The organism is Sulfuriflexus mobilis, assembly GCF_003967195.1.
Lineage (GTDB): Bacteria > Pseudomonadota > Gammaproteobacteria > AKS1 > AKS1 > Sulfuriflexus > Sulfuriflexus mobilis.
Map to the genome: position 1 here is coordinate 2,107,282 of NZ_AP018725.1, position 26,534 is coordinate 2,133,815.

The 26,534-nt window shown below is 53.6% G+C and carries 17 protein-coding genes and 7 tRNA genes; 2 read left to right on the plus strand and 22 right to left on the minus strand.

Going from position 1 to position 26,534, the window contains the following annotated elements:
* Nucleotides 1-3 precede the first annotated feature (3 nt).
* Nucleotides 4-1,203, plus strand: coding sequence for an efflux RND transporter periplasmic adaptor subunit (locus EL386_RS10270; protein WP_126455929.1), 1,200 nt, complete (start codon nt 4-6; stop codon nt 1,201-1,203).
* Between the two features lie 119 nt (nt 1,204-1,322).
* On the opposite strand, the gene EL386_RS10275 is transcribed toward EL386_RS10270, so the two are convergent.
* The 8 genes from EL386_RS10275 to EL386_RS10310 form a co-directional block, all read right to left on the minus strand.
* On the minus strand, nt 1,323-4,817 hold the full coding sequence (locus EL386_RS10275) for a PAS domain S-box protein (protein WP_126455931.1): 3,495 nt from the start codon (nt 4,815-4,817) through the stop codon (nt 1,323-1,325).
* Nucleotides 4,818-4,844: 27 nt separating this feature from the next.
* On the minus strand, nt 4,845-5,756 hold the full coding sequence (locus EL386_RS10280) for a phosphate/phosphite/phosphonate ABC transporter substrate-binding protein (protein ID WP_172597703.1): 912 nt from the start codon (nt 5,754-5,756) through the stop codon (nt 4,845-4,847).
* A 213-nt stretch (nt 5,757-5,969) separates the two neighbouring features.
* Complete coding sequence (locus tag EL386_RS10285; RefSeq protein WP_126455936.1) at nt 5,970-6,671, minus strand: DUF1722 domain-containing protein; 702 nt, start codon at nt 6,669-6,671, stop codon at nt 5,970-5,972.
* Nucleotides 6,672-6,820: 149 nt separating this feature from the next.
* On the minus strand, nt 6,821-7,198 hold the full coding sequence (locus EL386_RS10290; RefSeq protein WP_126455938.1) for a hypothetical protein: 378 nt from the start codon (nt 7,196-7,198) through the stop codon (nt 6,821-6,823).
* Nucleotides 7,176-9,188, minus strand: a complete 2,013-nt coding sequence (locus EL386_RS10295; RefSeq protein WP_126455940.1) for an ABC transporter ATP-binding protein — start codon at nt 9,186-9,188, stop codon at nt 7,176-7,178. The genes EL386_RS10290 and EL386_RS10295 overlap by 23 nt, the downstream gene beginning before the upstream one ends.
* A 163-nt stretch (nt 9,189-9,351) precedes the next feature.
* Nucleotides 9,352-10,788, minus strand: coding sequence for an ABC transporter permease (locus EL386_RS10300; RefSeq protein WP_126455942.1), 1,437 nt, complete (start codon nt 10,786-10,788; stop codon nt 9,352-9,354).
* A gap of 1 nt (nt 10,789) precedes the next feature.
* Nucleotides 10,790-11,770, minus strand: coding sequence for an ABC transporter permease (locus EL386_RS10305; protein ID WP_126455944.1), 981 nt, complete (start codon nt 11,768-11,770; stop codon nt 10,790-10,792).
* Nucleotides 11,770-13,923, minus strand: coding sequence for an ABC transporter substrate-binding protein (locus EL386_RS10310; protein WP_232020191.1), 2,154 nt, complete (start codon nt 13,921-13,923; stop codon nt 11,770-11,772). Before EL386_RS10310 ends, EL386_RS10305 begins: the two co-directional genes overlap by 1 nt.
* 165 nt (nt 13,924-14,088) lie before the next feature.
* On the opposite strand from EL386_RS10310, the gene EL386_RS10315 reads away from it, so the two are divergent.
* Nucleotides 14,089-14,889 carry an enoyl-ACP reductase FabI gene (locus EL386_RS10315; protein WP_126455946.1) on the plus strand — a complete coding sequence of 267 codons (801 nt, stop codon included), beginning with the start codon at nt 14,089-14,091 and terminating at the stop codon, nt 14,887-14,889.
* Here the strand turns inward: EL386_RS10315 and EL386_RS10320 are convergent.
* The 14 genes from EL386_RS10320 to EL386_RS10385 form a co-directional block, all read right to left on the minus strand.
* On the minus strand, nt 14,886-16,175 hold the full coding sequence (locus EL386_RS10320) for a dicarboxylate/amino acid:cation symporter (protein WP_126455948.1): 1,290 nt from the start codon (nt 16,173-16,175) through the stop codon (nt 14,886-14,888). The genes EL386_RS10315 and EL386_RS10320 overlap by 4 nt on opposite strands.
* Nucleotides 16,176-16,206: 31 nt before the next feature.
* The gene (locus EL386_RS10325) at nt 16,207-18,144 is read right to left on the minus strand and encodes a SurA N-terminal domain-containing protein (RefSeq protein ID WP_126455950.1); all 1,938 of its coding nucleotides are present in this window, start codon (nt 18,142-18,144) and stop codon (nt 16,207-16,209) included.
* A gap of 152 nt (nt 18,145-18,296) precedes the next feature.
* A tRNA-Asp gene (locus EL386_RS10330) sits at nt 18,297-18,373 on the minus strand.
* Nucleotides 18,374-18,377: 4 nt separating this feature from the next.
* Nucleotides 18,378-18,453 (minus strand) — tRNA-Val (locus tag EL386_RS10335).
* 15 nt (nt 18,454-18,468) lie between these two features.
* Entirely contained in the window at nt 18,469-18,741 is a 273-nt protein-coding gene (locus tag EL386_RS10340; RefSeq protein WP_126455952.1) for an HU family DNA-binding protein, read from the minus strand.
* Nucleotides 18,742-19,105: 364 nt separating this feature from the next.
* Nucleotides 19,106-21,538: an endopeptidase La gene (gene lon / locus EL386_RS10345; RefSeq protein WP_126455954.1), complete on the minus strand. Its 2,433-nt coding sequence runs from the start codon at nt 21,536-21,538 to the stop codon at nt 19,106-19,108.
* 190 nt (nt 21,539-21,728) lie between these two features.
* Nucleotides 21,729-23,009, minus strand: a complete 1,281-nt coding sequence (gene clpX, locus EL386_RS10350; protein WP_126455956.1) for an ATP-dependent Clp protease ATP-binding subunit ClpX — start codon at nt 23,007-23,009, stop codon at nt 21,729-21,731.
* 190 nt (nt 23,010-23,199) lie between these two features.
* On the minus strand, nt 23,200-23,853 hold the full coding sequence (gene clpP / locus EL386_RS10355; protein WP_197722057.1) for an ATP-dependent Clp endopeptidase proteolytic subunit ClpP: 654 nt from the start codon (nt 23,851-23,853) through the stop codon (nt 23,200-23,202).
* A gap of 22 nt (nt 23,854-23,875) precedes the next feature.
* A complete protein-coding gene (gene tig, locus EL386_RS10360) occupies nt 23,876-25,198 on the minus strand; it encodes a trigger factor (protein WP_126455958.1) in 1,323 nt (440 codons plus the stop codon).
* Between the two features lie 73 nt (nt 25,199-25,271).
* Nucleotides 25,272-25,356: transfer RNA gene (locus EL386_RS10365), tRNA-Leu, on the minus strand.
* Between the two features lie 155 nt (nt 25,357-25,511).
* Nucleotides 25,512-25,587 (minus strand) — tRNA-Lys (locus tag EL386_RS10370).
* 79 nt (nt 25,588-25,666) lie between these two features.
* Nucleotides 25,667-25,742 (minus strand) — tRNA-His (locus EL386_RS10375).
* A gap of 391 nt (nt 25,743-26,133) precedes the next feature.
* Nucleotides 26,134-26,210, minus strand: a tRNA-Arg gene (locus EL386_RS10380).
* A 236-nt stretch (nt 26,211-26,446) separates the two neighbouring features.
* Nucleotides 26,447-26,523 (minus strand) — tRNA-Pro (locus EL386_RS10385).
* Nucleotides 26,524-26,534 lie beyond the last annotated feature (11 nt).

Genomic DNA, 26,534 nt, shown 5'->3' on the forward strand with positions numbered 1-26,534 from the left:
ACTATGCGTAACCCACTGCGCCAACACCCCGCTATTGTTCTCATCACGGTGTTGATCATCGCCCTGCTGGTCTGGGGTTTCTGGCCACGTCCGGTGCTGGTTGAGACAGTGAAAGCAAAACGCGCACCAATGTCCGTCACCATTGAGGAAGAAGGTCGTACCCGCGTCGTCGACCGCTACATCATTGCCGCACCGGTCGATGGGGTGACCTGCAATATCGATCTGAATGTTGGTGACAGCATTAAGCAAGACCAGACCCTGTTGTTCATCAGCCCGCTTGAGTCACAAGTACTGGACCCGCGGAGCCGTGCCGAGGCCAGGGCACGGGAAGCAATGGCCCAGTCGGCCCTGCAGGCAGCCATGGAAGATGCCCGCGCCGCTAACGCGTCAGCAAGCTTCGCCATGACCGAACTCAAGCGTCTGCGTCCGCTCGCCGACAAGGGACTGGTCTCACGCGAGGCCTTCGACAAGGCGAAAATGGAGGTACAGACCAGCAGTGCCCGGAAACGTTCGGCCGACTTCAATGTGGATGTGGCTAAATATGAACTCGAGGCGGCACGCTCGGTATTAAAATACTCCGCCGCCACCGATAGCGGTGCCCCGGCAGAGCGCGTCCCGGTTCGTTCCCCCATTAACGGCAAGATCCTCAAGCTGGCGCATGAATGTGAAGGCCCGGTGCGTACCGGTGAACCCTTGCTGGAGGTCGGTGACACCTCCATCCTCGAAGTGGAAGTCGATGTCTTGTCTGCCGATGCCGTGAAGATAAAAACGGGCATGAACGTCCTGTTTGAACGCTGGGGCGGCGAAGATTCCCTACACGGCATCGTGCGAACCGTCGAGCCGGTCGGCTTTACCAAGATCTCGGCACTCGGGGTAGAAGAACAACGCGTACTGGTGATTGTCGATTTCACCTCGGCGGCCGAACGGTGGCAGCGGCTCGGTGATGGTTACCGGGTCGAGGCACGTTTTGTCCTCTGGCAAGATGAGAACGTATTACAGGTACCGGCCAGCAGCCTGTTTCGTTACCAGGATGGCTGGGCGGTGTTTGTTGTGGAAGGCAAACGTGCCAGGCAACGCGTGGTGAAAGTTGGCCAACGCAACGGCCTGGTTGCACAAATCCTCACAGGGGTAGACGAGGGCGAGTCGGTGATCAATCACCCAAGTGATGATGTTGAGGATGGCAGACGCGTGTCGCCACGCTGAAGCCCGCCTGGGAGTATCTTGTTAGTTATCCTCAAGCAGCAGAGTCGTTGATGGCCGACGCCTGCATACTACGGCCTGTACACGAAACTTACCCGGTTCACCCACCACAAGATCAGACATCACATACCCTTCATACTGGCCGCTATCGTTTGACTGATAACATCCAGTAATTGTTGATTGTCGGTACGTGATTTGATTAATACCGCACTGACCTTATCAGCGTACTCCTGCGTAATATCGTAGGCAGAAAATACCACCACCCGCGGCGGTGCAAGGTGCTGTTCGATGGCATCCAGCAGGTCCAGACCCGAGCCATCTGGCAGGCCGATATCCAGTAACACCAGGTCAAATTCACCGGTTGCGAGCGCCTCTCTGGAAGCCGCAAGCGTCGTCGTCCAGGTGAGTTCACATTGGTCTTGCAACATAGTCTTAACAAGCCAATGTACGTCGCTCTCATCCTCTACGTGTAACACGCGGGCGGATCGAGCCGGACCTGCGGCCTGCCTGACCGCGCTGATCAGGCGTTGTTGGTCGATGGGTTTATTCAACCAGTCAACAATCCCCATTGCCCCGCCCTGCAGGTTACGTTTACTCTCATCTGCCTTCACCGAAACCACTACTACCGGAATCTCACGAGTGTTCTCACTCTTGCGTAGTTCGGTTAGCAGGCTCATACCATTTTCATCTGGCAACAGCAGGTCCAGGGTGATGGCACGATATTGCCCCGTCCGCTGTTGTGATAATAACTTTCTGGCCTCGTCGGCATTGCTGGCTATATCAGAATTAAAACCGGACTCAGCCAGCATACGTTGCAGTAACATGGCAACATCCGGATCATCCTCTATGATCAGCACGCAGGCACGGTGATCACATTTTATCTGGCGAGGGACCTGGCCATCGATATCCGGGGACATACCCATCAATACCGGCAGGTCTACGTAGAGAGTAGTACCAACTCCTTCCCTGCTGATAAAACCGATGTGACCACCATGTTTCTCAACGATGATCTTGCTGATATTCAGGCCCAGGCCTGTACCTCCCTTACGGCGACTATCCGATGAATCGGACTGGGTAAAACGTTCAAACAGCTTGTCGTGAAATTCCTCAGGGATCCCGGGGCCATGATCAGTAACCGAAATACGCAGCAGGTCATGATGACGGGCAAGGTTGATCTCTACGGTTTCACCCTCAGGTGAAAATTTGGCGGCATTTGACAACAGATTGGCCATTACCTGCATTAATCGATCACGGTCGGCAAATACCTGTGCCGCTTCTATACTGCGACTAATTTCGAAATAGATACCATGCTCTCTGCCATATGCGGCATTTTCCTCCACAGCCTGCTCCAAAAATGGTGCTAGTGCCAGGTTCTGGAACCTGAAGGCCATTTGCCCCGATTCAATCTTTTGGATATCGAGGATGTCATTAATCAGCAACAACAGGCGTTCGGTATTATTACCGGCGATCGTCAGCATTTCATGTGCGGCCTCGGACAGCTCACCTGTGACACCACCATTAATAAGTCCAAGGGAACCGCGAATGGAGGTCAGGGGTGTACGTAGTTCATGACTAACCGTGGAGATAAATTCATTCTTCATTTTATCCATTTTTTTGCGTTCGGTAATATCACGCACAATCGCTACAAAACGTGCGGGCTCGCCAGGGGGGGAAATATATTGCAGCAGTATCTCCACCGGAACAGTATGACCATCCTTGTGTGCGTGCACGGTTTCAAAATTAACCGCTGTCTGTTCACCGGCCAGCATCGGCGCGATCATCTCGCGAAACTGTTGCTCATCGAAGTCCGGTTTAATATCGAACGCCCGCATATTCATCAGCTCATCGTCACTGTAGCCGATCTGTTCTCTGGCACCGGCATTGGCATAGAAGAATTTCAAGCTGGCCGGTTCGAACATGAACACACAATCTATGGTCTCGTCCAGTGTGGTCTTGAAACGGTTTAAGGCCTGCTCGGCCTGTTTGCGCTCGCTAATGTCACGCAGGATGCCGACAAAACCACGTCGATCAGCAATTTTCATCGGTGCAACATTCAGCTCCATGGGAAAAAGTGTGCCATCCTTGCGGCGACCTTCAAGATCCCTGGCCTGATTGATAATGCGTGGCACGTTCAATTCGGATTGATCGATATAAGCCTCATGCGCCTGGCGTTCCTCTTCGGGTAACAGCACCGAAATATTCTTGCCTACAAGTTCATCGGCCGTATAACCAAACATCTTCTCTGCCGCCGGGTTCAGCCTTTCGATAAGGCCTTTATCATCTATCGTGATCAGACCATCGGCGATAGTATTGAGGATTGCTCGCTGCCGGTTTTCACTACCCTGCAACTGGGCGGTACGCTCATCGACCATGGTTTCAAGGTCACGATTCATGACTTCAAGCCGGGTCCGTGTTTCCTCCACCTCGTTGGTCATGGCCTCAAAATTCCTGGCCAACTGACCGACTTCATCCTGTCGTTCGAGAGGTAGATAGACCTCATCTTGGCGTTGATGCGTATAATCATCCATTGCCTGGCTGATCTGCCTGATAGGCCGGGTCAGACGTATTGAAAACGTTACAGCCAGTATTACACCTATTAGCAACGACACAACCAACCACCCCAGGGCATCACGCAACACCCTGGTATGCTCAGCGACGATAGAATCGTAAGATTCGCTGATACCCACAGCAATAAAACGCTCTGGCCTGGCCGGGTCAATGGGTATCTTGGTATACACGGCCACCTGCTGGGTACCCGTCTGCTTCGGCAACAGAATCTTTTTTCGCTCAAGGTTACCCGGCAAATACAACTTTGCCATTTGAGGGATATCCTCTTGTACCCGGTAGCGCTTGCCCAGGTCGAAACCATATGTCTTGCTGGCATCAGGGTGCAGAAGATAACCGCCACCATCGTTGGTTATGGTGATTTCCTGACCCGCTGCCTGAATTCTCTTTTGCATCAGACGCAGTTCCTTGCCAATATCAATCGCTGTTACAACCATGCCGATCAGTTCGTTGGTCAGTTCGTCAAATACTGGCGTGGCAATTCGCAAAACCTCCTGATGAGGAACAGTAATCTTTCCGTGTTCGCGGTTCAGGTTGATCTCGGAAAGATATATCTCACCCTGTTTCAACTTGAGGGTTTCTCGCACATAGGTGCGGCGTGCCTTGTCCTGCAATTGCTGCTGCTCCGCAACACTAATCCGCCCATTCTCACGACCAACAACGACCCTCTCTACACCATCGGCATTGATATAGCGTATTGTCAGGATATAAGGTTTACTTTCCAGTTGATATCTGAAGATAGATTGCAGTCGCTGCTGCCATTGCTGTTCATTAGATTTTCCTTCTTCATCATAACCACCCGCTTTATCGGACCGTCGCAGACCCTGTACCGGTGGGACATGCGAAAGGAACAACACATTTTCGCGTTGTGACCTGATGTGCTCCCGCAACCTATTCCCTTCAACGGTGATCGCATTGGAAAAATTATCCAGTGCCTGTTCAACCAATAACGTACTGGTTTTGCTGTAAAACAGAAAAGCCGTTATCCCGCTGCCAAGCAGGACTAAAAGGATAGAATGTAAAATGGTTTTTTTAACAATAGATAAATTCAAAATGTGGTCTCGACAATTACCTGTGGCTTAAGGCTTCTTGCCTGCAAAGGGCCCAACACGCAGCCGCTTCATAAGCTTTTCCGCCGAACTGTAATCCAGCGCGGTTATCCAGCCGACGTATTGACCCTTGCTGGCCGCCAGGCTGTCGGCCGTAATAGCCCGCAAGGTTTCCTGTACCTCTTGTGCAAGGTCGATAGGTACCCACGGCATGGCGGCAAAGGCCCACTCCGGGTAGAGGGGCGTGCTGTGGAAGAAGGGAAACCCCTTGGTATTATGGCTATTAAGGATACGGAAGTATCGCAAGTCGGCCTGGCCGGTTGCCTGCATACGTTCCAGCTGGTCGGTACGCACCACGCCCACATCGGCCCGGCCATCACGTATGGCATCCACCACCTCGGGCTGAGTCTTAGTGTCGCTGAATAACAAGGCCTTCAGGTCCTTATGCGGGTCAATACCCTGTTCGAGCATCTCCAGCCAGGCCATACGCCAACCACCAAAGGCAGGCTCGGAGACGGCCATGACGGTGACACCCTTCAGGTCCTTAAGCGTCAGGATGTGATCGTTCCTTGCATGAGTAAAGATGACTGAACCAAAACGGCTTTGTGCCGTATTGGCACGTCGGTTATTCAGGGTCACCAGTGCCCGGGCATCGTGTAATATCTTTAACTCCACGTAGGAAGACGGATTGGTCAGGACAAAATCAAATGTCCCCCGTCCTGCCGCGGCACTGATCGCATCCAGACTGACAATCGGCAATAACGTGAAACGGTGGCCAGGGATCTTTTCAGACAAGACATCCAGTGTCGCCTGCCATTGCTCGATCGCGTGCTCAACACCGTAATGCGCCCGTACGGCGACCTTGAACTCTTTTGCAGACAGGCCCGGATTTAACAATAAACCCAGCAGAATAAAAAGGAGGCAACGCCCTGTAATGTTCACTAGGTTTATTTCCTTCTTATTCACACATGCATAGCCTGTCGGGCCGCCTGACACACTAACAAAACTATATAAAGTATGATTATAGAACGATGAGACATAGATACAACATCGAATAATCAGCACAAGTCACAAGGTAATAGGCTGGTACCTTATCCCTGGCAAGGTAATAAGACCATGAAGGACAGGCCGGGGTTATAAACCTAGGTGGTAGTGTTATTTTGGCAGCCACACCCTCAACTCACTCAGCGCAGTAGATGCCAATAAATACGAACACGTGTTTTCCATGCTGCGCCGCTGTGTCTCAAGCAATAAGCGCTGTAACGACCATGACAGAACAGCATGCTTCATGCCGGAGGAATACTCAGACACATATCCCCACATATGGTGCAGGGCATTCCTTATCCCACCAGGCGAAGGGGCTACCCTCAGCTGTAATGCGAGCATATTTGCCAGATCAGAAAAATCATCGCCAGGCTTCATGCTGGCTACCTCCCGCCCAAGCCTTCTGTAGAGATTTTCGTCACGGGCCAACACGGAGTATTTATGCTGACTCCATAATTGTTGAGCCGTTGTTGGCAAGGCAATCCGCCCCGGCTCCTTATTTATATATTTGGATGCAAGGATCTGAAACTGTCTGGAAGGTTCATCGATAAAGATTTCCGGCCAAAGCCCTTTATTGCTGCGAGTAGCAACAGGCGATCTGTCCGTATAGCCCCTTAGCGTCATCTCTGCCGAAAGCAGGGCATGCCGTTGCCGTAATGCCCAGCCATAGCCAACCCAGCGAAGAGTCTCCGGATGTTGGGCATAGCCCCTCTTGCGATTAACAATGATGGACACAATACCATGGAGTTCACGATGCTCACCCAGCAGGCTTTGTCGGTTCAGGTAACCCGGATTAATATCCCATATTCGCATGTAAAACCTTTATGCACAGCATGTTATTCAATATAAGAGCGTTCAGATATTACTCTCATACGTTACCAGCTGACAAAGACAATGCTACGGATCATCATTGTTGACCCCTCCGTTTCCAGTCTGGACGGATATTCGTTCTATCATCGAATTTAATCAAGCCCTGCCAGGCGCTTATCGAGCTGCGTTATCATCGCCTCAAGTGTCTCGCAATGATTGATCTCGTCCTCACTCATAAACAATTCAGCCTCACCGTTCCTAAGCAGAAATAGTGCCGGCAGGGCCGCGTCATGCTGACCGTAGTGTTTCAGAAATTCATCACGGTGCAGGAATTCAAGTTCGGCCTTAATGGATTCGAGATATGCCTTCCATTGTTCGCGCATACCAAGGTGACCATGGGTAAGCATGCAGAGCTGGCAGTTATAGGTTTCGGGCGAAACGATCTTGTGTGCCATATCGGCCAGCAGATTAAAAAACCCGCTGTCGGCGTTGTAAACAAAGACCAGTTTATCTGTTTTCTGAAGTGGCATAGAGGTGACAGGCAACCCGGTGTGAGCCGCTAAAGTCAATAGTTTGCGGGTATTGCTCGCGGCATGCCGGCAGCACATGTGCACAACGCGGATGGAAGTGACAACCCTGAGGTGGATTTAGAGGTGAAGGCATGTCGCCCTCAAGGCGGATGACCTCGCGTTGGCTATCCTTTTCAATAACCGGCACAGCCGATAACAGTGCCTGTGTATAGGGGTGCCGGGGGTTGTGCAGGACTTCCTCAACACTGCCCTGTTCTACAATGCGACCCAGATACATGACCGCGACATCATGGGCGAGGTACTCGACCACCGAGATATTATGCGTGATAAACAGGTAAGACAGCCCCATCTCCGCTTGCAGCGCCTGCAACAAATTCAGGATCTGTGCCTGCACGGAGACATCCAGGGCACTCGTCGGTTCGTCACAGACAATCAATTTAGGTTCCACCGCCAGCGCACGCGCAATACAGATACGCTGGCGCTGACCACCGGAAAATTCGTGCGGGTAACGCTGTACACTATCGGCCGACAGGCCGACTTTATCCAGTAATGCCTTAACACGCTGCCGACGTTGCTGCCGGGTACTGCCGATACCCTGGGCAAGCATGCCTTCGGCAATGATATCCCCGACCAGCATGCGTGGGTTCATTGAGGCATAGGGGTCCTGAAAGATGATCTGCAGGTCACCACGCAGCTTACGCAGGCTCTTCGCATTTAAGTGGGCCAAATCCCTGCCCTGGTATTCAACCTGACCACCCGTGATCGGCAGTAGCCGCAACAGCCCCTTACCTGCCGTGGTCTTGCCACAACCCGACTCGCCGACGAGTGCCAGCGTATGGCCCTGTTGAATGCTCAATGACAGGCCATCAACCGCCTTCACATGGCCTTTGACCCGTCGCAACAGCCCCTTGTGTACAGGGAAATAAACCTTGAGGTCTCTGACCTCGAGTAATCGCGCATCACCGGGCAGGCTAACCGCCACCGGCGCTTGCACCGGTGGCACTAGCCGTTGTTCGTCTGACTGGACGATGCTGCTGTCATAACGATGGCAACGAATACCACTCGCCTGCCAGTGCGGAGGTGTGTTGTGACAGACCTCCCAGGCATAATCGCAACGGTCAACAAAACGGCAACCACTAAAGGTCTGAAAGAGTGGTGGCACGCTGCCGTGGATCACCGCCAGTGGCTGACCACGTTTCATATCACCCGGTAGCGAGGCAAACAGTTTTTCCGAATAAGGGTGGCGTGGCTGGGAAAAAAACGCATCGCGACTGGCCTGCTCGACTATTTGTCCTGCATACATAACTGCTACACGATCGGCCATGCCCGCCACAACACCAAGATCATGGGTGATCAGCAGGATCGACATACCGGTTTCCTGTTGCAGTCTCTTTAGTAGCTCCAGCACCTGCGCCTGGATGGTCACGTCAAGTGCCGTGGTCGGCTCATCGGCGATCAACACATCCGGCTCGGCGGCCAGGGCAATGGCAATCATGATGCGCTGTTTCATGCCGCCGGATAGCTGGTGCGGGTATTCGTCGTAACGACGCTGTGGGTCGGGGATGCCGACGGCATCAAGCAGTTCCAGCACGCGCTGCCGGGCCATGGTATTGCGCAAGGCCGTATGCTGATAAATGGTCTCACGAATCTGATCGCCGACAGTCAGCACCGGGTTCAGCGAGGTCTGCGGTTCCTGGAAGATCATGGCGATACGGCTGCCACGCACCTCGCGCATCTGCACCTCGGAGTATTGCAGCAGGTCCTTGCCATCAAGTAGGACACTGCCACCGGCAATACGACCGGCCGGCGAAGGAACGAGTTGCATGAGCGAAAATGCGGTCATCGACTTGCCACATCCAGACTCGCCGAGCAAGGCAAAGGTCTCACCACGCTTGATATCAAAGCTCACACCATCGACCGCACGCACCGTACCACGTGGGGTATCAAACCACGTTTTCAGGTCTCTTATCTGTAACAGCGTATCTGTCATCGGTTTAGCCCCGGATTTAACGCAGAGGTCGCAGAGACGCAGAGGGCGCAAAGAGAAAACGATAATGCATAATCAGAATCAATCATTATAGAAATAGAAATTTCAATTTCTGTATCCTCTGCGGTCTCTGCGTCTCTGCGACCTTTGCGTTCCATACTCATCACTAACTACTCCTCAGCCGCGGGTCGAAGGCATCGCGCACCGCATCGGCAAACAGATTCGCCGCCAGCACCAGTATGAACATAAATACAAAGGCTGCCAGCAGGGACCACCAGACGATGGGCTCGCGGGCCATCTCCAGTCGGGCACTGTTAATCATATTGCCCCAACTGTTCATGGACGGGTCGACCCCAACACCGACATAGGCCAGCACGGCCTCGGCCAGCACCAGGCCGCTGAAATCAAGCACGATCACGATCAGTACGATGTGCATAACATTCGGTAAAAGGTGACGTGTAATGATCTTGGCACTGCGTACACCGAAGGCCTGCGAGGCCTGGATGTAATCGGCTTCGCGTAGTTTCAAGGCCTCGCCACGCAACAGGCGACATAACGAGGTCCAGCTGGTGATGCCGAGGATCAAACAGAGGAATAACAGTCGCGCATCGGCACGTTGCAGCACTGTTGCAAATTGTTGCGGGTTGTTTTCGATATAGACCTGCATGACCAGGATCGCGGCAGCAATGAGTAACACACTCGGTATAGAACTCAGGGTTGTGTATAAATACTGGATAACATCATCGACCCAGCCACGAAAATAACCGGCCATGATGCCCAGCAAGACGGCAAACGGCAGCATTACCAGTGTGGTCAATGTACCGATTACAAGTCCGGTGCGAATACTCTTCAGCGAAAGGTAGAGGACATCCTGCCCAACCTTATCTGTACCGAAAATGTGATAGTGTGTACCGAGCTCCATTGCGAACAACAGAAACAGCAAGATAAAAAACACTGTGGCCAACATGGAGCGCCACGGCAGTCTCGTCCGCCCCATTAACATGCCCTGGAGGGTAATGGTAAATCTTTCATTATTACGTCGTGTCTGCCAACCCGCCAGCAGAGTAGTTATCAATAGCCCCAGCAACACTGCCTCACCGAGAGCAACCAGGCTACGTGCCTGGATATCGACGCCGCGTTGTATTTCAGGGGCATCTAGGTGTGCGCTGCCGTATTTCAGCCGCGGGAAATCACGTCGCATACTGCCATCGGCCTGCTCAATATTTTCCTTTGCATACAATTGATAGGCAAAGGGTTCGGAATAGGTCTTCTCGGTGTGGTTCTTCAGCGGCAGCACTATCCTGTCGAACAGGCTATAGACCTCTGTTGAATAAAGCACACTGCCATCCTCACGTTGTTCCAGTGGCACCTTGAAATGTATCGAATCAAGCAGACCGATCACCACAAAGGCCATCAGTATGATCAGTGCGCTCATGGCCAGGCGTCGGTACAAGACCTGTCGCCACGGTGCTCGCAGGTGTTCGTGGCGTCGGGCATAGACCACAAAGATACCGATCGCTGCAACCAGGATATAGATGAGCACATCGGTCCAGAGCATCGCCGGCTCAATTTGCCACCAGTTAAAATCGGCGGAAATATCCATATCAGTTCAACCTTATCCGCGGGTCAACCAGCGTGTAGGAAATATCTGTGAGGATAAGCCCGATGATGTAGAGCACCGATCCGAGGAAGACCATGGCCTTAACGATCGAAAAGTCCTGAGCGAGAATGGCGTCAATGGTGTAACTGCCCAAACCAGGAATGCCAAAGAAGGATTCGGTTAACAGGCTGCCCATGAACAGCATCGGGATCACGACCACCACACCGGTGAGGATCGGCACCATGGCATTCTTAAGCACGTGCCGGAACAATACCCGCAATTCGGACAGTCCTTTGGCCCGCGCCGTGCGCACATAGTCCTTACTGATTTCTTCAAGGAAGATAGTACGGTACCAGCGCGTACCACTGCCGATGCCACCTATCACACCGATGATCACAGGCAGGATCAAAAACTTGATCGCCGCCGGCCATTCATTACTGTATCCGGATATCGGCACCAGATGCCAGAGTTTGCCCATCAGGTACTGCCCACCGATAATATAGAATAGTGTCGAAACTGACATAAAGATCACACCCAGTACCACCCCGCTCATATCTATATAGCTACCACGGAAAAAAGCCAGCAACATGGATAGTGTGATATTCACCAGCAGACCGACGATAAACATCGGCAAGGCAATCGCCAGACTCGGCCACATGCGCTGTGCAATATCATGACCAATATCACGACCATCATCGGCGGCACCGAAATCGAATACAAACAGGCGCACGGATTTTTCATAGAAGATGGTATTCGTCAGTGCCGCACTGCCCTGCTCCAAACTGTTATAGAGCAAGGGTTTGTCATAACCGTGTTCGACCTTCCATTTCTCAATCGCCGCCGGGGTCACGTGTTTGACACCGAGATTGACACGCGCCATGTTGTCGGGCGTATTGACGACAAAGAATAAAACAAAGGTCAGCAGGTTGACACCTATAAGGATAGGGACCGCATAGAGGACACGCCGTACGATATAGGCAAACATCAGCCCTGCCCCCCGGTGCCGTGTTCCTTGCGCCGATAACTGATAATGCCAGGAAGAATCAGCGCAATAAAGATCACCAGCATGCTCCACAACGGCCAGGTGATTGGTCGGTTCCAGGCCTTGCGCTGTTCGGCACGCTGCATGGGGTCAATGCGCTTGTATTTCAGCGTATTGTTCGCCATCAGATTGGGCTTGCTGTTTTTAACCCAGCCGTGATGCAGACTAAAGGCCTTCGGGTGCAAACCCCACAACCAGGGTCCATCACGGCGGGCGATCTCGACCATCTGGTCAATGATCTTTTGCCGTGCCGGGCTGTTGTCCATGTTCTTCATCTTGTCGAAGAGGGCATTAAAGCTGGCGTTATTGTAATTGGCGCCATTCTCGCCGCCCCTGTCGGCCTTGCTGTTCGGCCCATACAACAGGAACATGAAGTTTTCCGGGTCCGGGTAGTCGGCATTCCAACCCCACTCGAACATCTGCGCTGTGCCGTTACGCATCTTGTCCTGGAAGCGATTAAAATCAGTACTACGAATGACAAGGTCGATGTTGAGTTTCTTGAACTGCTTGCGCCACCAGTCTAGCCGGGCCTTGGCATCCGGGCCGCTGGCGGCAGTATCGAAATTGATCACGAGCCTCTCGCCAGTCTTTTTATTAATACCGTTCGGGTAACCGGCCTTGGCCAACAGCTCGCGCGCCTCTTTGATTGATTTGCGTTTAGCCCGACCATTCACCCAATCATAGACGTAGGGATTGATGCCTGCCTCGCCCTGACGGTGCCCAAACAGGCCAGGTGGTAAAGGACCCTGCGCGGCCAGGCCACGGCCATTATTAAAGATGGAAATATATTCCTCATAATCGGTGGCGATCGCGATCGCCCTGCGCAGCAGGCGGGCACGTCGGGAATTACCACCGATGACCGGGTCACGCATATTAAAGCCGCTGAAATACGTCGAGGTGGTGACCGCTGTCAGCAACTGGATGCCCTTCTCCCGCATGTCATCCGTCAAGGTTGGTTCACCCTGCGTGGTGATGCTCACGGCCTGGTCAAAACTGTCTGAACTGATACCGGAACTATCGTAATAGCCCTGCAGGAACTTGCTCCAGTAGGGAATCGTCTCGCGTTCGAGGCGATAGACTACCTTGTCGATAAATGGCAGCGGCTTGCCGGCGTCATTTAATAACCCGGCCTCGGCGTCACCGGGCTCACCCTCGCCCGGGTAGACCTCGCCCTCAAAGTAAGGGTTACGCTCGAGGACCATCTCGAGGTTGGGGTTATTCACCGTCAGCATATATGGCCCCGAACCCACCGGATACCAGTCGAGGGTGATATTGCGTTTGATCAATCCGGCCTGTGAATAGAAACGATCCGCCTCGGCCGGCATCGGTGCGAAAAATGGCATACTCAGCCAATACTGCAGCTGCGGATACTTGCCCTTGATACGAATACGATAACGGTAGCGATCCAGCGCGCTTACGCCTTCGAGTGGGTGCTGTCTTAGATCGAGATAATAACCCTCCTTGTCTTGCAACCCGGTCGTTTCCTCATCACGTACCTGTTTGAGCCTTGTCGCGTAGTCCTTCAGGCCAACGACATAACCCGACATGATGCCGAAGATCGGTGAGTGCAAGCCGGGGTGGGCAAGGCGTTTGATCTGGTAGACGAAGTCCTCGGCAACCAGCTCACGCGAATCGACCTTTTCAAAGTCAGCCAGGGTATAAATAGATGCCAGTTGCTGTTCGTTGAGGGCGTGATAGAGAAACTTGCCCTGCTTGTCACGGGCAAAGGCCGGGTGCGGCTGGTAGCGGATGCCGGGGCGGATCTCGATCGTGTACTCGCTAAAGGCGATGGCTGCAGCATCTGCCGTCGCAGCCAGTTGCCTGCCCTTGGCATCGAAATAACGTACGGCGGGCATCTTCGCGGCGGCGAGGGGAATCAGCGTATAAGGCCGCTTCAGGTAATGGTATTGCAGCGGCGGCGTGTAGATCTGACCAATGAACTGGTATTCGTTTGAAACGTAGGAAACCGCCGGGTCGAGGTGCTTGGGCCGCGCGTCAAAGGAGGAATAGAGGATATTGGCGCCGCTTTCCGCCTTTGGGTAAGGATTGTTCCAGTTTGCCCCGTCGCAACCAACGAGCCAAAATGCCACAAACATTGTACTGATTCGCCACATCATTGTTTTATGAGGTATTTTTATTCCGTCTTATCCTGGCTTATTGCCCGGTTTGCTGCGTTCAGCCCTTCACCTTATGCTCATTTTTAGTTACTGTAGCGTTCCTTAATCCTACACGCTCGTATTCACTGACGAAAGGTATCTCTCATGTCATTTTTGCAAGGCAAGCGCGCCTTAATCGTTGGCCTCGCCAGCAATCGCTCCATCGCCTATGGCATCGCCAAGGCCATGCATCGCGAGGGTGCTGAACTGGCCTTCACCTACCAGAACGACAAACTTAAAGACCGGGTCGAGAAAATGGCCGCCGAATTTGATTCCGATATCGCCCTGGCCTGCGATGTCAGTGACGATGCGCAAATCGATGCCGTCTTTGAGCACCTTGACGACTTCTGGGACGGCCTGGATATCATTGTCCACTCGGTGGCCTTTGCACCCAAAGATCAGCTAGAGGGCGGCTACCTCGATGCGGTGACACGCGCCGGCTTCAATACCGCCCATGAGGTCAGCTCCTACAGCTTCGCCGCCCTGGCCAAGGCCGGTCGTAATATGATGGAGGGCCGTAATGGTGCCCTGCTGACCCTGAGCTACCTCGGTGCCGAACGCGCCGTTCCCAACTACAACGTCATGGGCCTGGCCAAGGCCAGCCTCGAGGCCAATGTGCGTTACATGGCGCAGGACCTTGGCCCGGATGGTATCCGTGTCAACGCCATCTCTGCCGGTCCGATCCGCACCCTGGCCGCCTCCGGCATCAGTGGTTTTCGCAGTATGCTCGACCAGTTTGCCGCCACCGCACCACTGCGCCGTAATGTCACCATTGATGAAGTCGGCAATGTCGGTGCCTTCCTCTGCTCCGATCTTGCCTCCGGTGTGACGGGAGAAATCTCTTACGTCGATGGCGGTTATAACGTTGTCGGCATGGACTTCAAGGCCCCGGCCGGCAAAGACTAAACAATATTGGGGCGGTCCTCGGCGAGGATCGCCTCTTCCCCTTCCAGACGGCCTATCACCACCGCGCCACAAGAATCACTGAACACGTTCACTGCCGTCCGGCACATGTCGAGAAGTCGATCGACGACATAGATCAGCGCAATACCCTCTACCGGCAAGCCCATGTAACCCAGGATAATGGTGATCGCCAACAGGCTCGCCGCCGGCACCCCGGCCACACCGATCGAAGTTACCAGGGCCAACAGGACGATCACAAACTGTTGGGTAAAACTCAGGTCCAGACCATAGGCCTGGGCGATAAACATTGCTGCTACGCACTCATAGAGTGCCGTGCCGTCCATGTTCACGGTTGAACCCAACGGCAGCACAAAACTGCTGGTACGATTCGAAACCCCGGCATTCTTTTCCACGCATTCCAGTGTCAACGGCAAGGTTGCCGATGATGAGGCCGTGGAGAAGGCCGTCAGCAGTGCCGGTGCCATCGCCCGGTAATGACGCAAAGGGTTCACGCCGGCGACATAACGCAGGATCAACGGCATGACGACAAACATGTGAATCGCCAGCGCCAGGATCACGCTGAGGAAGAACAGCCCAAGCACCTCCATGAGGTCGAAAAAGCGCGAGGCCCCGGTATCCGCGACCACACGCGCAACCAGACCGAACACACCTATCGGGGCGAAACGCATAATGAACAAGGTGATCCGCAGCATCACCTCATAGACCCCTGCCCAGAAACCATACAGGTTCTCGGCATGCGGTTCGCCAACACGTGACATAAAAAAACCGAATAGCAGGCTAAAGAAGATCAGCCCCAGCATCTGGCCATCCGCTGCGGCGGCAACAATGTTCGGCGGCACCATGCGCAGAAAGACTTCCACCACATCACTGACACCGCGACCCTCAACCTTTGCAGTGATACTGGAGACATCGGCGCTGAGGTTGAGGACATCCTTGACCGGCTGACCATCCTGGATGCCAGGTGTCAGCGCGTTGACCACCAACAGACCAATGGTCACAGAGATAAAGGTCGTCGCAAGGTAGTACATCAGAGTTCGGCCACCGAGCCGACCAAAGGCCCGCGAAGAACCAATACCGGCAATACCGACGATGATCGAGGAGACCACCAACGGCACGATGATCATCTTCAGGGCATTGAGGAAGAGGTTGCCGATAAAGACATAAACATCGTAGAAACGCAGGCCGAACAGATCAGCCTCTACGCCGCTGGCCAGGCCCGCCAGCACGGCCAGTAACAAGGCGATCAAAATTTGCCAGTGCAGTTTCATCCGTATCCCTCTCTGGCCCGGTGCTTATCGCCTAGTTGCTGGCCCCGTTCAGGTTCTTATGGAAGATCGTCACATCGGCACCGAGACGCAAGTCGGTGCGTAAGGCACTCAATATCGACTCGACGGCGGCGGCCTCCAGCTGGCGTTGTGCGGCCAAGCGTTTCGATTCATCCGCCTTGGACGGGTCGAACTCGGTGACGGCACTGAAGGCGATAAGGCTGTAATCGCCATTGGGCAAGGCCACGCCGGCATAATTCGACGTGTCTGCGACCGGACGCGGCATGGCAAACAGGGTAGTCACAATCCCTCCACGCACCTTGCTGGTATCACGCATGATCGACTCAGGCTCCGACCAGCTCAACTTGAGTTCTTCGGCCACCACCGATGCCTTGGCATCGTCTTTGAGACGGACCAGCATCGCCTCACCCTGCTTGCGCGCAAGCGCCTGTGTGACCTCGGCCAGCAGCCGTTCGATGATGCTGTCATTAACCTCTTCCAGTGGTCTGGCTGCCGCCGGTATGTGTTCCTTTATACGTAAAACGATCAATTTATCCTGACCGACTTCCAGTGCTTCACTGTTGTTACCGGCCAGCACGTCTTCTGTAAAGGCGGCATTCACCACGGCAGGATTCGCGGCCAAGCCCTCGCCACCCTGACGGGTAAACAGACCGGTGCTCTTAATCTCAAGTTTCAACTCGGCGGCAACGGGCTCCAGTGTGGTCGGCTGCTCATAACTCAGGTTATTGAGTAATTCATGCTGCTCGGTAAAACGGCGCTCGGATTCACGGGCACGATAATCTGCAGCCACCTGCTCACGCACCTCCTCGAAACTACGTGTGCGAAGTTTTTTGTCGTCCACACTCAACAGGATATGACTGGCCTGGCGCTCTTCGCCCTTGATGTCGGTAAGTTTGATCAGGTGCAGACCAAAGGAGGTACGCACAGGCTCACTGATGTCACCCTTGTTGAGGGCAAACAGCGCCTCTTCAAACGGTTGTTCCATGACATTGCGTGCCAGCAAACCGATATCCCCACCATTTTCTGCGGAGGCCTTGTCTTCAGAAAATTCTTTTGCCAGTGCAGCGAAGTCTTCACCGGCCAGAACACGCTTACGTATCGCCAGCAAGACATCGCGCTGGGCACGTTCATCGGCCACCGCATAGTCCTCGACATGTCCCTCATACCATTCACGCAAGGCTTCTTCGTTAACCTCGATTTGTGCCGTCAGGCTGTTGGCAGAAAACTCAACATACTCGATACTGACCTGCTCCTCGGTCATGAATTGGGAAATATTATTGTCATAGAAGGCACGGATCCGCTCGTCATCGATCTTCGCCTCTTGACGAAAATCTTCCGCACGCAAGGTAATCGTGCTCAGGGTCCGTTGCTGATTTTGCAGGGCAAGCCAGGCATCGACCTGCTGCGGGGTAACAAAAACGCTACTGCTGATCGCCTCAAGAAACTGACGGCTGATCGTATCCTGCTCGAGGCGGCTCTTAAAACCCTTGCTTGACATCCCCTGATAGCGTAACTGCTGCGAATAGACATCGGCATCGAACTGGCCATCTCGCTGGAAAGACGGTACGGCGCGGATAATATCGTTCAGTTGCTCGTCACTGACGCGCAGACCTGCCTCGAGTGCTGCCAGGGTCATCAGACGGGACTGGATCATGCCCTCGATCACACGCTGCTTCATACTTGCGTCGTTAAGCAACTGTTTATAGAGCGGATTATTGATATCGTTACCGAGGATACGGGCCAGCTGCTGACGTTGCTGGTCACGGTAGATCTGGAACTGACGCTGAAAGTCCTGGTCACTGATCTTGATCCCCTCTACTTCTGCGACATCCACATTTTGCGCACCACCGATGTAATCCTGGATCCCCCACAGGGCGAAGACCAGGACAATGAAGAGGACGATGATCCAGGCAACCCAGCTCTGGGCGCGATCACGAATTGACTGCAGCATGCTTACTCACTCTGAAATAGTTATCTGGCCGACCGACACCCTTTCCCTCGGTACGGTCCCGTGCACTTCATTATAAAAAAATTGATTATAAAGGATTATAAACACAAAGGGCGCACCCTGTAACAGGTGCGCCCTTTATGGCCATTGAATAATGGCGGAGCGGACGGGATTCGAACCCGCGACCCCCGGCGTGACAGGCCGGTATTCTAACCAACTGAACTACCGCTCCGAACTGGTGGGTGCTGAGGGGATCGAACCCCCGACATTCGCCTTGTAAGGGCGACGCTCTCCCAGCTGAGCTAAGCACCCCACTCGAGAGGCGCGCTAGTTTACGGCATCTTTGAGGGCTTTACCAGCCTTAAATCCAGGATTGTTAGAGGCCTTTATTTCGATGGCCTCACCGGTGCGTGGATTGCGTCCGGTACGGGCGGCACGTGGTCGTACCGAGAAGGTACCAAACCCTACTAAGGTAACCTGATCGCCACCTTTCAGGGCCGCTGTGATGGTATCCAGGACCGAGTCCAGGGCACGTGTGGCAGAGGCTTTGGAAAGGTCGGCTGCCTCGGCAACGGCATCAATTAATTCGGCTTTATTCATTCTTTAAGATCCCCGCTATGTGAATTGTTGTATTGTTTATCAGGTATCAGACTATGGTGAGAAGAACGCCTGTCTGGCTTGGACCTGCAGTTTTCCTTCCAAGTAAAACGGCAAGTGAATTCGTTATCCCATAGCGCCTGATGACTGTCAAGCAAGGACAGTGTGTCAAAGTACCGTGGGAAATAACGTGACCCATGCAACAATACCGGTGCTCGCCGTTATCATTCCATGCATCAGGGGCTTAGCGAATAACCTTCATGCCAAACCCCAACATCGCCCCATAACTAAAATATTTTATTTCAACTATAAAAAAACCGGCAGGAAAAATACCTGCCGGTTTTTTATACAACGCTATAAGGCGATTTTAGTGGTGATGAACCGCCTTACCCTTACCTGTGCCCTTGCCGGCCTCCTTGGTGACGCTGGGCTCTACCTTGCCTTCCAGCGGCTCAGGTGCACGTACCAGTGCCACGGCCAGGACCTCATCGATCCAGCGCACTGGCTTGATGTCGAGTTTATCCTTGATGTTTTTCGGAATATCCACCAGGTCACGCTCGTTTTCCTGCGGGATCAGCACGGTGGTAATCCCGCCACGGTGCGCGGCCAGCAATTTCTCCTTCAGGCCACCAATCGGCAGGACTTCACCACGCAGGGTGATTTCCCCGGTCATGGCAACGTCGGCACGTACCGGGATCCCGGTCAGGGCAGATACCAGTGAGGTGCACATGCCGATACCGGCACTCGGACCATCCTTGGGTGTGGCCCCTTCCGGTACATGAATGTGGAAATCGAATTTCTGATAAAACTCCGGGTCGATACCCAGTGCCACGGCACGGGTACGCACCACGGTCATGGCGGCATGGATCGACTCCTGCATCACCTCACCCAGCTGACCCGTATAGAGCGGCTTGCCCTTACCCGGGATCGCAGCCGCCTCGATGGTCAATAATTCACCACCGACCTCAGTCCAGGCCAGACCGGTGACCTGACCCACCTGATCGTGTTCTTCGGCCAGACCATGACGGAAACGTTTGACACCGAGATACTTGTCCAGATTCTTGGCGGTAACCGTAACCGTCTTATCTCTCGGCTTGAGTAAGACATCCTTGACCACCTTACGACAGACCTTGGAGATCTCACGCTCAAGGTTACGCACGCCCGCCTCACGGGTGTAATAACGAATGATATCCGTCAGGGCGCTATCGGCAATGCTAATTTCATCGTCTTTCAGACCATTGTTCTTGATCTGTTTCGGCACCAGATAACGCTTGGCGATATTAAGTTTTTCATCTTCCGTGTAACCAGACAAGTGGATGACTTCCATACGGTCCAGCAACGGGCCGGGAATATTCAGGCTGTTGGCCGTGGCCACAAACATGATATCCGACAGGTCGTAGTCGACTTCCAGGTAGTGGTCGTTAAAGGCATGGTTCTGTTCCGGGTCCAGCACTTCCAACAAAGCAGAAGCCGGGTCGCCACGGAAGTCTGTCGACATCTTGTCCAGTTCGTCGAGCAAGAACAGGGGATTGCGTGTGCCGACCTTGGTCAGTTTTTGCACAATCTTGCCCGGCATCGAACCAATATAGGTACGACGGTGACCACGGATCTCGGCCTCGTCACGCACGCCACCCAAGGCCATACGGGTAAACTTACGCCCGGTAGCACGGGCGATCGATTGGCCCAGCGAGGTCTTACCAACACCCGGGGGCCCGACCAGACACAGGATAGGTCCCTTCAGCTTGCGCGCACGCTGCTGCACGGCGAGATACTCAAGAATGCGTTCCTTAACCTTCTCAAGACCGTAGTGGTCTTCATCGAGCACGTCCTGTGCGGCGGCCAGGTCATGTTTGACCTTGCTGCGTTTCTTCCACGGCACACCGGTCAAGGCATCGATGTAGTTACGCACCACCGTGGCCTCGGCCGACATGGGTGACATCATCTTCAGCTTGTTCAGTTCAGAATCGGCCTTTTCTCTGGCCTCTTTGGAAAGTCCTGCCTTTTCGATCTTCTGCTGCAGTTCTTCCATTTCATTCGGAGTGTCTTCGAGATCACCGAGTTCCTTCTGAATGGCCTTCATCTGCTCATTCAGATAGTACTCGCGCTGACTCTTTTCCATCTGACGTTTGACACGACCACGGATGCGTTTCTCAACCTGCAGGATATCAATTTCAGATTCCATGATGCCCATCAGATGCTCAAGGCGTTCACGCAGGTCGACGATCTCCAGCACGGCCTGCTTCTCCTCGATCTTCAGCGACATGTGCGCAGCGATCGTATCCGCCAGACGAGCGGGGTCATCAATGCCCGACAGCGAAGAAAGGATCTCCGGCGGTACCTTCTTGTTCAGTTTCACGTACTGGTCAAACTGGTTCATGACCGAACGTACCAGCACCTCACTGTCACGCTCTTCCAGTTCTTCAGACTTCAGCGGTGTAACCTGTGCCTTGAAATACTCATCACTACCCAAGAAGTGCAGGATGCGGGCACGTTCGGCACCCTCGACCAGCACCTTGACGGTTCCGTCCGGGAGTTTAAGTAATTGCAGAATCGAAGACAGTGTGCCGATGCGATACATGTCATCGGCCTGTGGGTCATCCTGGGAGGCGCTCTTCTGTGCAACCAGCATAATTTGCTTGTCGGCCTCCATGGCCGTTTCCAAGGCCTTAATGGATTTGTCACGGCCCACAAAGAGCGGGATCACCATGTGCGGGTACACGACCACGTCGCGTAGCGGCAATACTGGGATCACGCTGAGTTGTTCGTCAATAACTTCTGATATTTTGTCCTGGTTCTCCATGATGGAGCCTCGCTATGTGAAGGTCATGCCTTCTGAAATTAATCTAGTTACAGCAGTGGTCGCCTAAGCACAGCCGCCACTACAGACTCTATATATGGATGTTGTCGGCATATTTCAAGCAAACTCAACCGAGCTTGAAAAATAATGGGGTTCTAACAACAAAGACCCCGCAGCAGCGGGGTCTTTGAAATCAGTCAGAGGAAGCAGCCTGGTCTGTCTGCTCGTACATCTTCAGTGGTTCGGATTCCCCACTGATGACGTTCTCGTCGACAATAACCTTCTGCACGTCATCCTGGGATGGCAAATCATACATGGTCTCCAGCAGGGCATGCTCGAGGATGGAACGCAGGCCACGGGCACCGGTTTTGCGTTCCATGGCCTTGCGCGCCACGGCCCGCAGGGCATCATCGCGGAATTCCAGTTCACAATTTTCCATATCGAACAGGCGCTGATACTGCTTGGTGATGGCATTCTTCGGCTCGGTCAGGATCTGAATCAGGGCATCCTCATCCAGTTCCTCAAGCGTGGCAACGACTGGCAGACGACCGACAAACTCGGGGATCAGTCCATAACGGGTCAAATCTTCCGGTTCGACGTCGTGCAAAACTTCACCGATGTTCTTTCTTTCTTCCTTGCTCTTCACCTCAGCGGAGAAGCCGATACCGCCCTTCTCGGAACGTTCACGGATAAGCTTGTCGAGACCGGCAAAGGCACCACCACAGATGAACAGGATGTTAGCCGTGTTCACCTGCAAGAATTCCTGTTGCGGATGCTTGCGTCCGCCCTGCGGGGGTACCGAAGCAACCGTGCCTTCGATGAGTTTCAGCAGGGCCTGCTGCACACCTTCACCCGATACATCACGGGTAATAGACGGGTTATCTGACTTGCGTGAAATCTTGTCGATTTCATCAATGTAGACAATACCGGTCTGGGCCTTGTCGACATCGTAGTCACATTTTTGCAGCAACTTCTGAATGATGTTTTCGACGTCTTCACCCACATAACCGGCCTCGGTCAGGGTGGTGGCATCGGCGATCGTGAACGGTACGTTCAACAGGCGAGCCAGGGTCTCGGCCAGCAGGGTCTTACCACTACCCGTCGGGCCGATGAGGAGGATGTTGCTCTTGGAGAGTTCAACATCGTTGCCGGAACTCGTCTCAACTTCAAGACGCTTGTAATGATTGTACACGGCCACGGCGAGGACCTTCTTCGCCTGTTCCTGACCGATGACATATTCATTGAGAATCTGGTTAATTTCGTGAGGTGTCGGCAGCTTGTTGCCCTTGGCAACCGCTGACTTCTCCTGAACCTCTTCACGAATGATGTCGTTGCACAGCTCCACGCATTCGTCACAAACGAATACCGACGGACCGGCAATCAGCTTGCGGACTTCGTGCTGGCTCTTGCCACAGAACGAGCAATACAACAGCTTTTCGCCGTCATCACCGTTATTGTTCCGCTCGTCACTCATAACCCACCTCTAAATTGCCCTGATACCCCGGGCCTTTCCGCTATTTTAGGTCTCACATTGCAGGGATTTGCCGGAATATGCAAGTCCCTGCGTCAAAGACCCGTCCTCATGTAATATAAGGCAAATTCCATGCCTATCAAGGGTAAAAACGTATAAATTACGCGTTATTCCTGCCCTGAAATCAGTCCGTTCAGACACCTGGCTCGCTGACATCGGCCATCTCACGGCTGGTCAGGACCTGGTCGATCAGGCCATATTCCACGGCGTTGTCACCACTCATGAAATTGTCCCGGTCGGTATCGCGACGGATAGTCTCAATATCCTGGCCGGTATGTTTAACCATAATATCGTTGAGGCGGTCACGGACCAGCAACATTTCTCTGGCGTGAATCTCAATATCCGCGGCCTGTCCCTGAACCCCGCCCAGCGGCTGGTGAATCATCATGCGTGAGTGTGGCAGGCAGTAGCGTTTGCCCGCCTCACCACCGGTCAGCAGCAGTGCGCCCATGCTCGCCGCCATGCCAATACACAGGGTGCTGACATTCGGTTTGATAAACTGCATGGTGTCGTAAATCGCCAAACCGGCGCTCACCGAACCACCCGGCGAGTTGATATACAAATGGATATCCTTGTCCGGGTTTTCCGACTCAAGGAACAGCAATTGCGCCACGATCAGGTTGGCCATATGATCTTCAACCTGACCAACCAGGAAGATCACACGCTCCTTAAGCAGACGGGAATAGATGTCGTAGGCACGTTCACCACGTGACGACTGCTCTACCACCATTGGCACCAGGCCACTATTTTGTATATCTGTCATACCCATACCGCGTATATCGGTCATGAAACGGCTTCCTTTAGCAGACCTAGCCGCGACCCTGGCCCTGGCTCTGCTGCATAATTTCATCAAAGTTTGTCTTGTTTTCGACCTTTTCGGCCTTCTCAAGCACCCAATCTACCACGGCTTGCTCCATCACTACAGCCTGAACCTCGGCAAGGCGGTTCTGATCACCATAGTAATAATCAATAATTTCCTTAGGGTCTTCATAGGGTGCAGCAATCTCTTCCACGGCCTCACGCACCTTCTCATCGGAGGCCACAATACCCTGCTTGCCGATCAATTCGGACATTAGCAGGCCCAGTGATACGCGGCGTTCAGCCTGGTCACGATACAGCTCAGGATCCATTGGTTTGTCTTTCGGCATCGGCACACCCTGCTGGGCGAGCATGTTTTCCATCTGCTGGGCCAGGCGCTGCATTTCGTCCCGGACCATGACCTGCGGCAGGTCGATCTTGTTCTTTTCAATCAGGGCATCCATAACCTGGGTCTTGGTGGCTTCACGCACCACCGACTTCAGTTCACGCTCCATGTTTTCCTTCACCTGGGTACGCAGGGCCTCAACAGTGCCTTCCTCTACACCGAGTTCCTTGACGAAGGCATCGTTGACTTCCGGCAGTACCGGCTCCATCACAGTACCTACTGTGATCTCAAACTGCACCGTCTGACCGGCCATTTCCTTATTGCCATAGTCTGCCGGGAAGGTGGCATCAATGTTACGCACGTCACCGGCCTTGGCACCCTCAACTCCCTTTTCAAAATCGCTGATAAAACGCCCCGAACCAATCACCAGCGGGACCTTGCTGCCCGTGCCCCCTTCAAAGGCGACACCGTCTTTTGTGCCGACAAAATCGACCATCACCTGGTCACCGTCTTTGGCGGCACGTTCGACTTCCTTCCACTCCTGGCGCTGGCCACGGATACGTTCGATAGTCTTGTCGATATCTTCTTCGGTGATTTCAGCCACCGGAACTTCAATCTTAACCCCTGTCATATCGGCCAGTTCAAACTCCGGCATGACCTCAAAGGTTACCGCGTACTTTGGACCTTTGCCCTCTTCCAGCGGCAGAAACTCGACACTCGGCGCACCGGCCGGGCGCAGATTCTCCTTTGAGAAGGCTTCATAAAGACTCGACTGCACGGCCTCATCCAGGGCCTCCTTTTTCGCCTGTGCACCATACTGTGACTTGACGATACGTAACGGCACCTTGCCAGGACGAAAGCCGGGCATTTTTACCGTGCGGGCCAGGTTTGCCAGACGATTTTCAACGGCCTGTTCAAAACCTTCCACCGGCAGTTCAACAGTCATGCAATGCTCAAGACCGTCACGCTTTTCAACAGAAATCTGCATGTATCACATCCTTAACCCGGTCATCACCGGTGTTTCATCATTTTGCCAAGGGCTTAATTTTATAAAAAGAATTTGGTGCGGAAGGAGAGACTCGAACTCTCACGCCTCGCGGCACCAGAACCTAAATCTGGCGTGTATACCAATTTCACCACTCCCGCTGCGCTTGAGTCGGCCGAAAATACCCGGCAGCGCACTCTATTAGTATATCAGGCTCACAGTAGGCACGCATAACCCCTGTTTGCCCCGAACCCGGTTGCAAAACCGGACCCAGATACGACAAAGGGTTGCGGTAAGCCGCAACCCTTCGGTTTCGTGGTGGGTCGTGACAGGTTCGAACTGTCGACCCGCGGATTAAGAGTCCGCTGCTCTACCAACTGAGCTAACGACCCGAAACTCTTGCCTATGCTGCAATGGCAGGCGCGCATTGAAACATAGCCACCGGTTGGGTTCAATCCCAGAACCGGAATATGGGGTGGACGATGGGGCTCGAACCCACGACAACCGGAATCACAATCCGGGACTCTACCAACTGAGCTACGCCCACCATAAAACCGTTTATCCATTGCCGCCGCTGAAAATGGCGCGCCCGGCAGGATTGATGCAGGCCCACGGCCTTCACCCTTCGGGCAGCGCTTCTCGCGCTGTCCAAACCGGCTTCACCGGTTTGTCGAACCTCGCCATATTATGACGCAGGTTCTCATCCCTCATGGATGATGTTTCCAGGCTAACCTGTCGTCATGCCTGGACAACCTAATATGGCGCGCCCGGCAGGATTGACTCAGGCCTCCGGCCTTCGCCCTTCAGGGCAGCGCTTCTCGCGCTGTCCAAACCGGCTCCACCGGTTTGTCGAACCTCACCATATTATGACGCAGGTTCTCATCCCTCATGGATGATGTTTCCAGGCTAACCTGACGTCATGCCTGGACAACCTAATATGGCGCGCCCGGCAGGATTCGAACCTGCTACCCTCTGCTTAGAAGGCAGATGCTCTATCCGAATGAGCTACGGGCGCATAAACGGTGATTATACGCCTCATAGCGTCTGTCGTGCGACCAGCAGCAATACATATAGAATTTGGTCGGGGTAGAGAGATTACTCGCTGCGCTCGCCCCTTCGGGGCCGCCTGCGGCGTTCTGCGCACCTCCGGTGCTGGTCGAACTCGCCATATGACTTTCGTCGGGAGTTCAAATCTCTCTACACGGACCTCACCCACATTAGGCGTTAAACCAATTATCGGCGACCAAAATTTGGTCGGGGTAGAGAGATTCGAACTCCCGACATCCTGCTCCCAAAGCAGGCGCGCTACCAGACTGCGCTATACCCCGATTTACTGCGA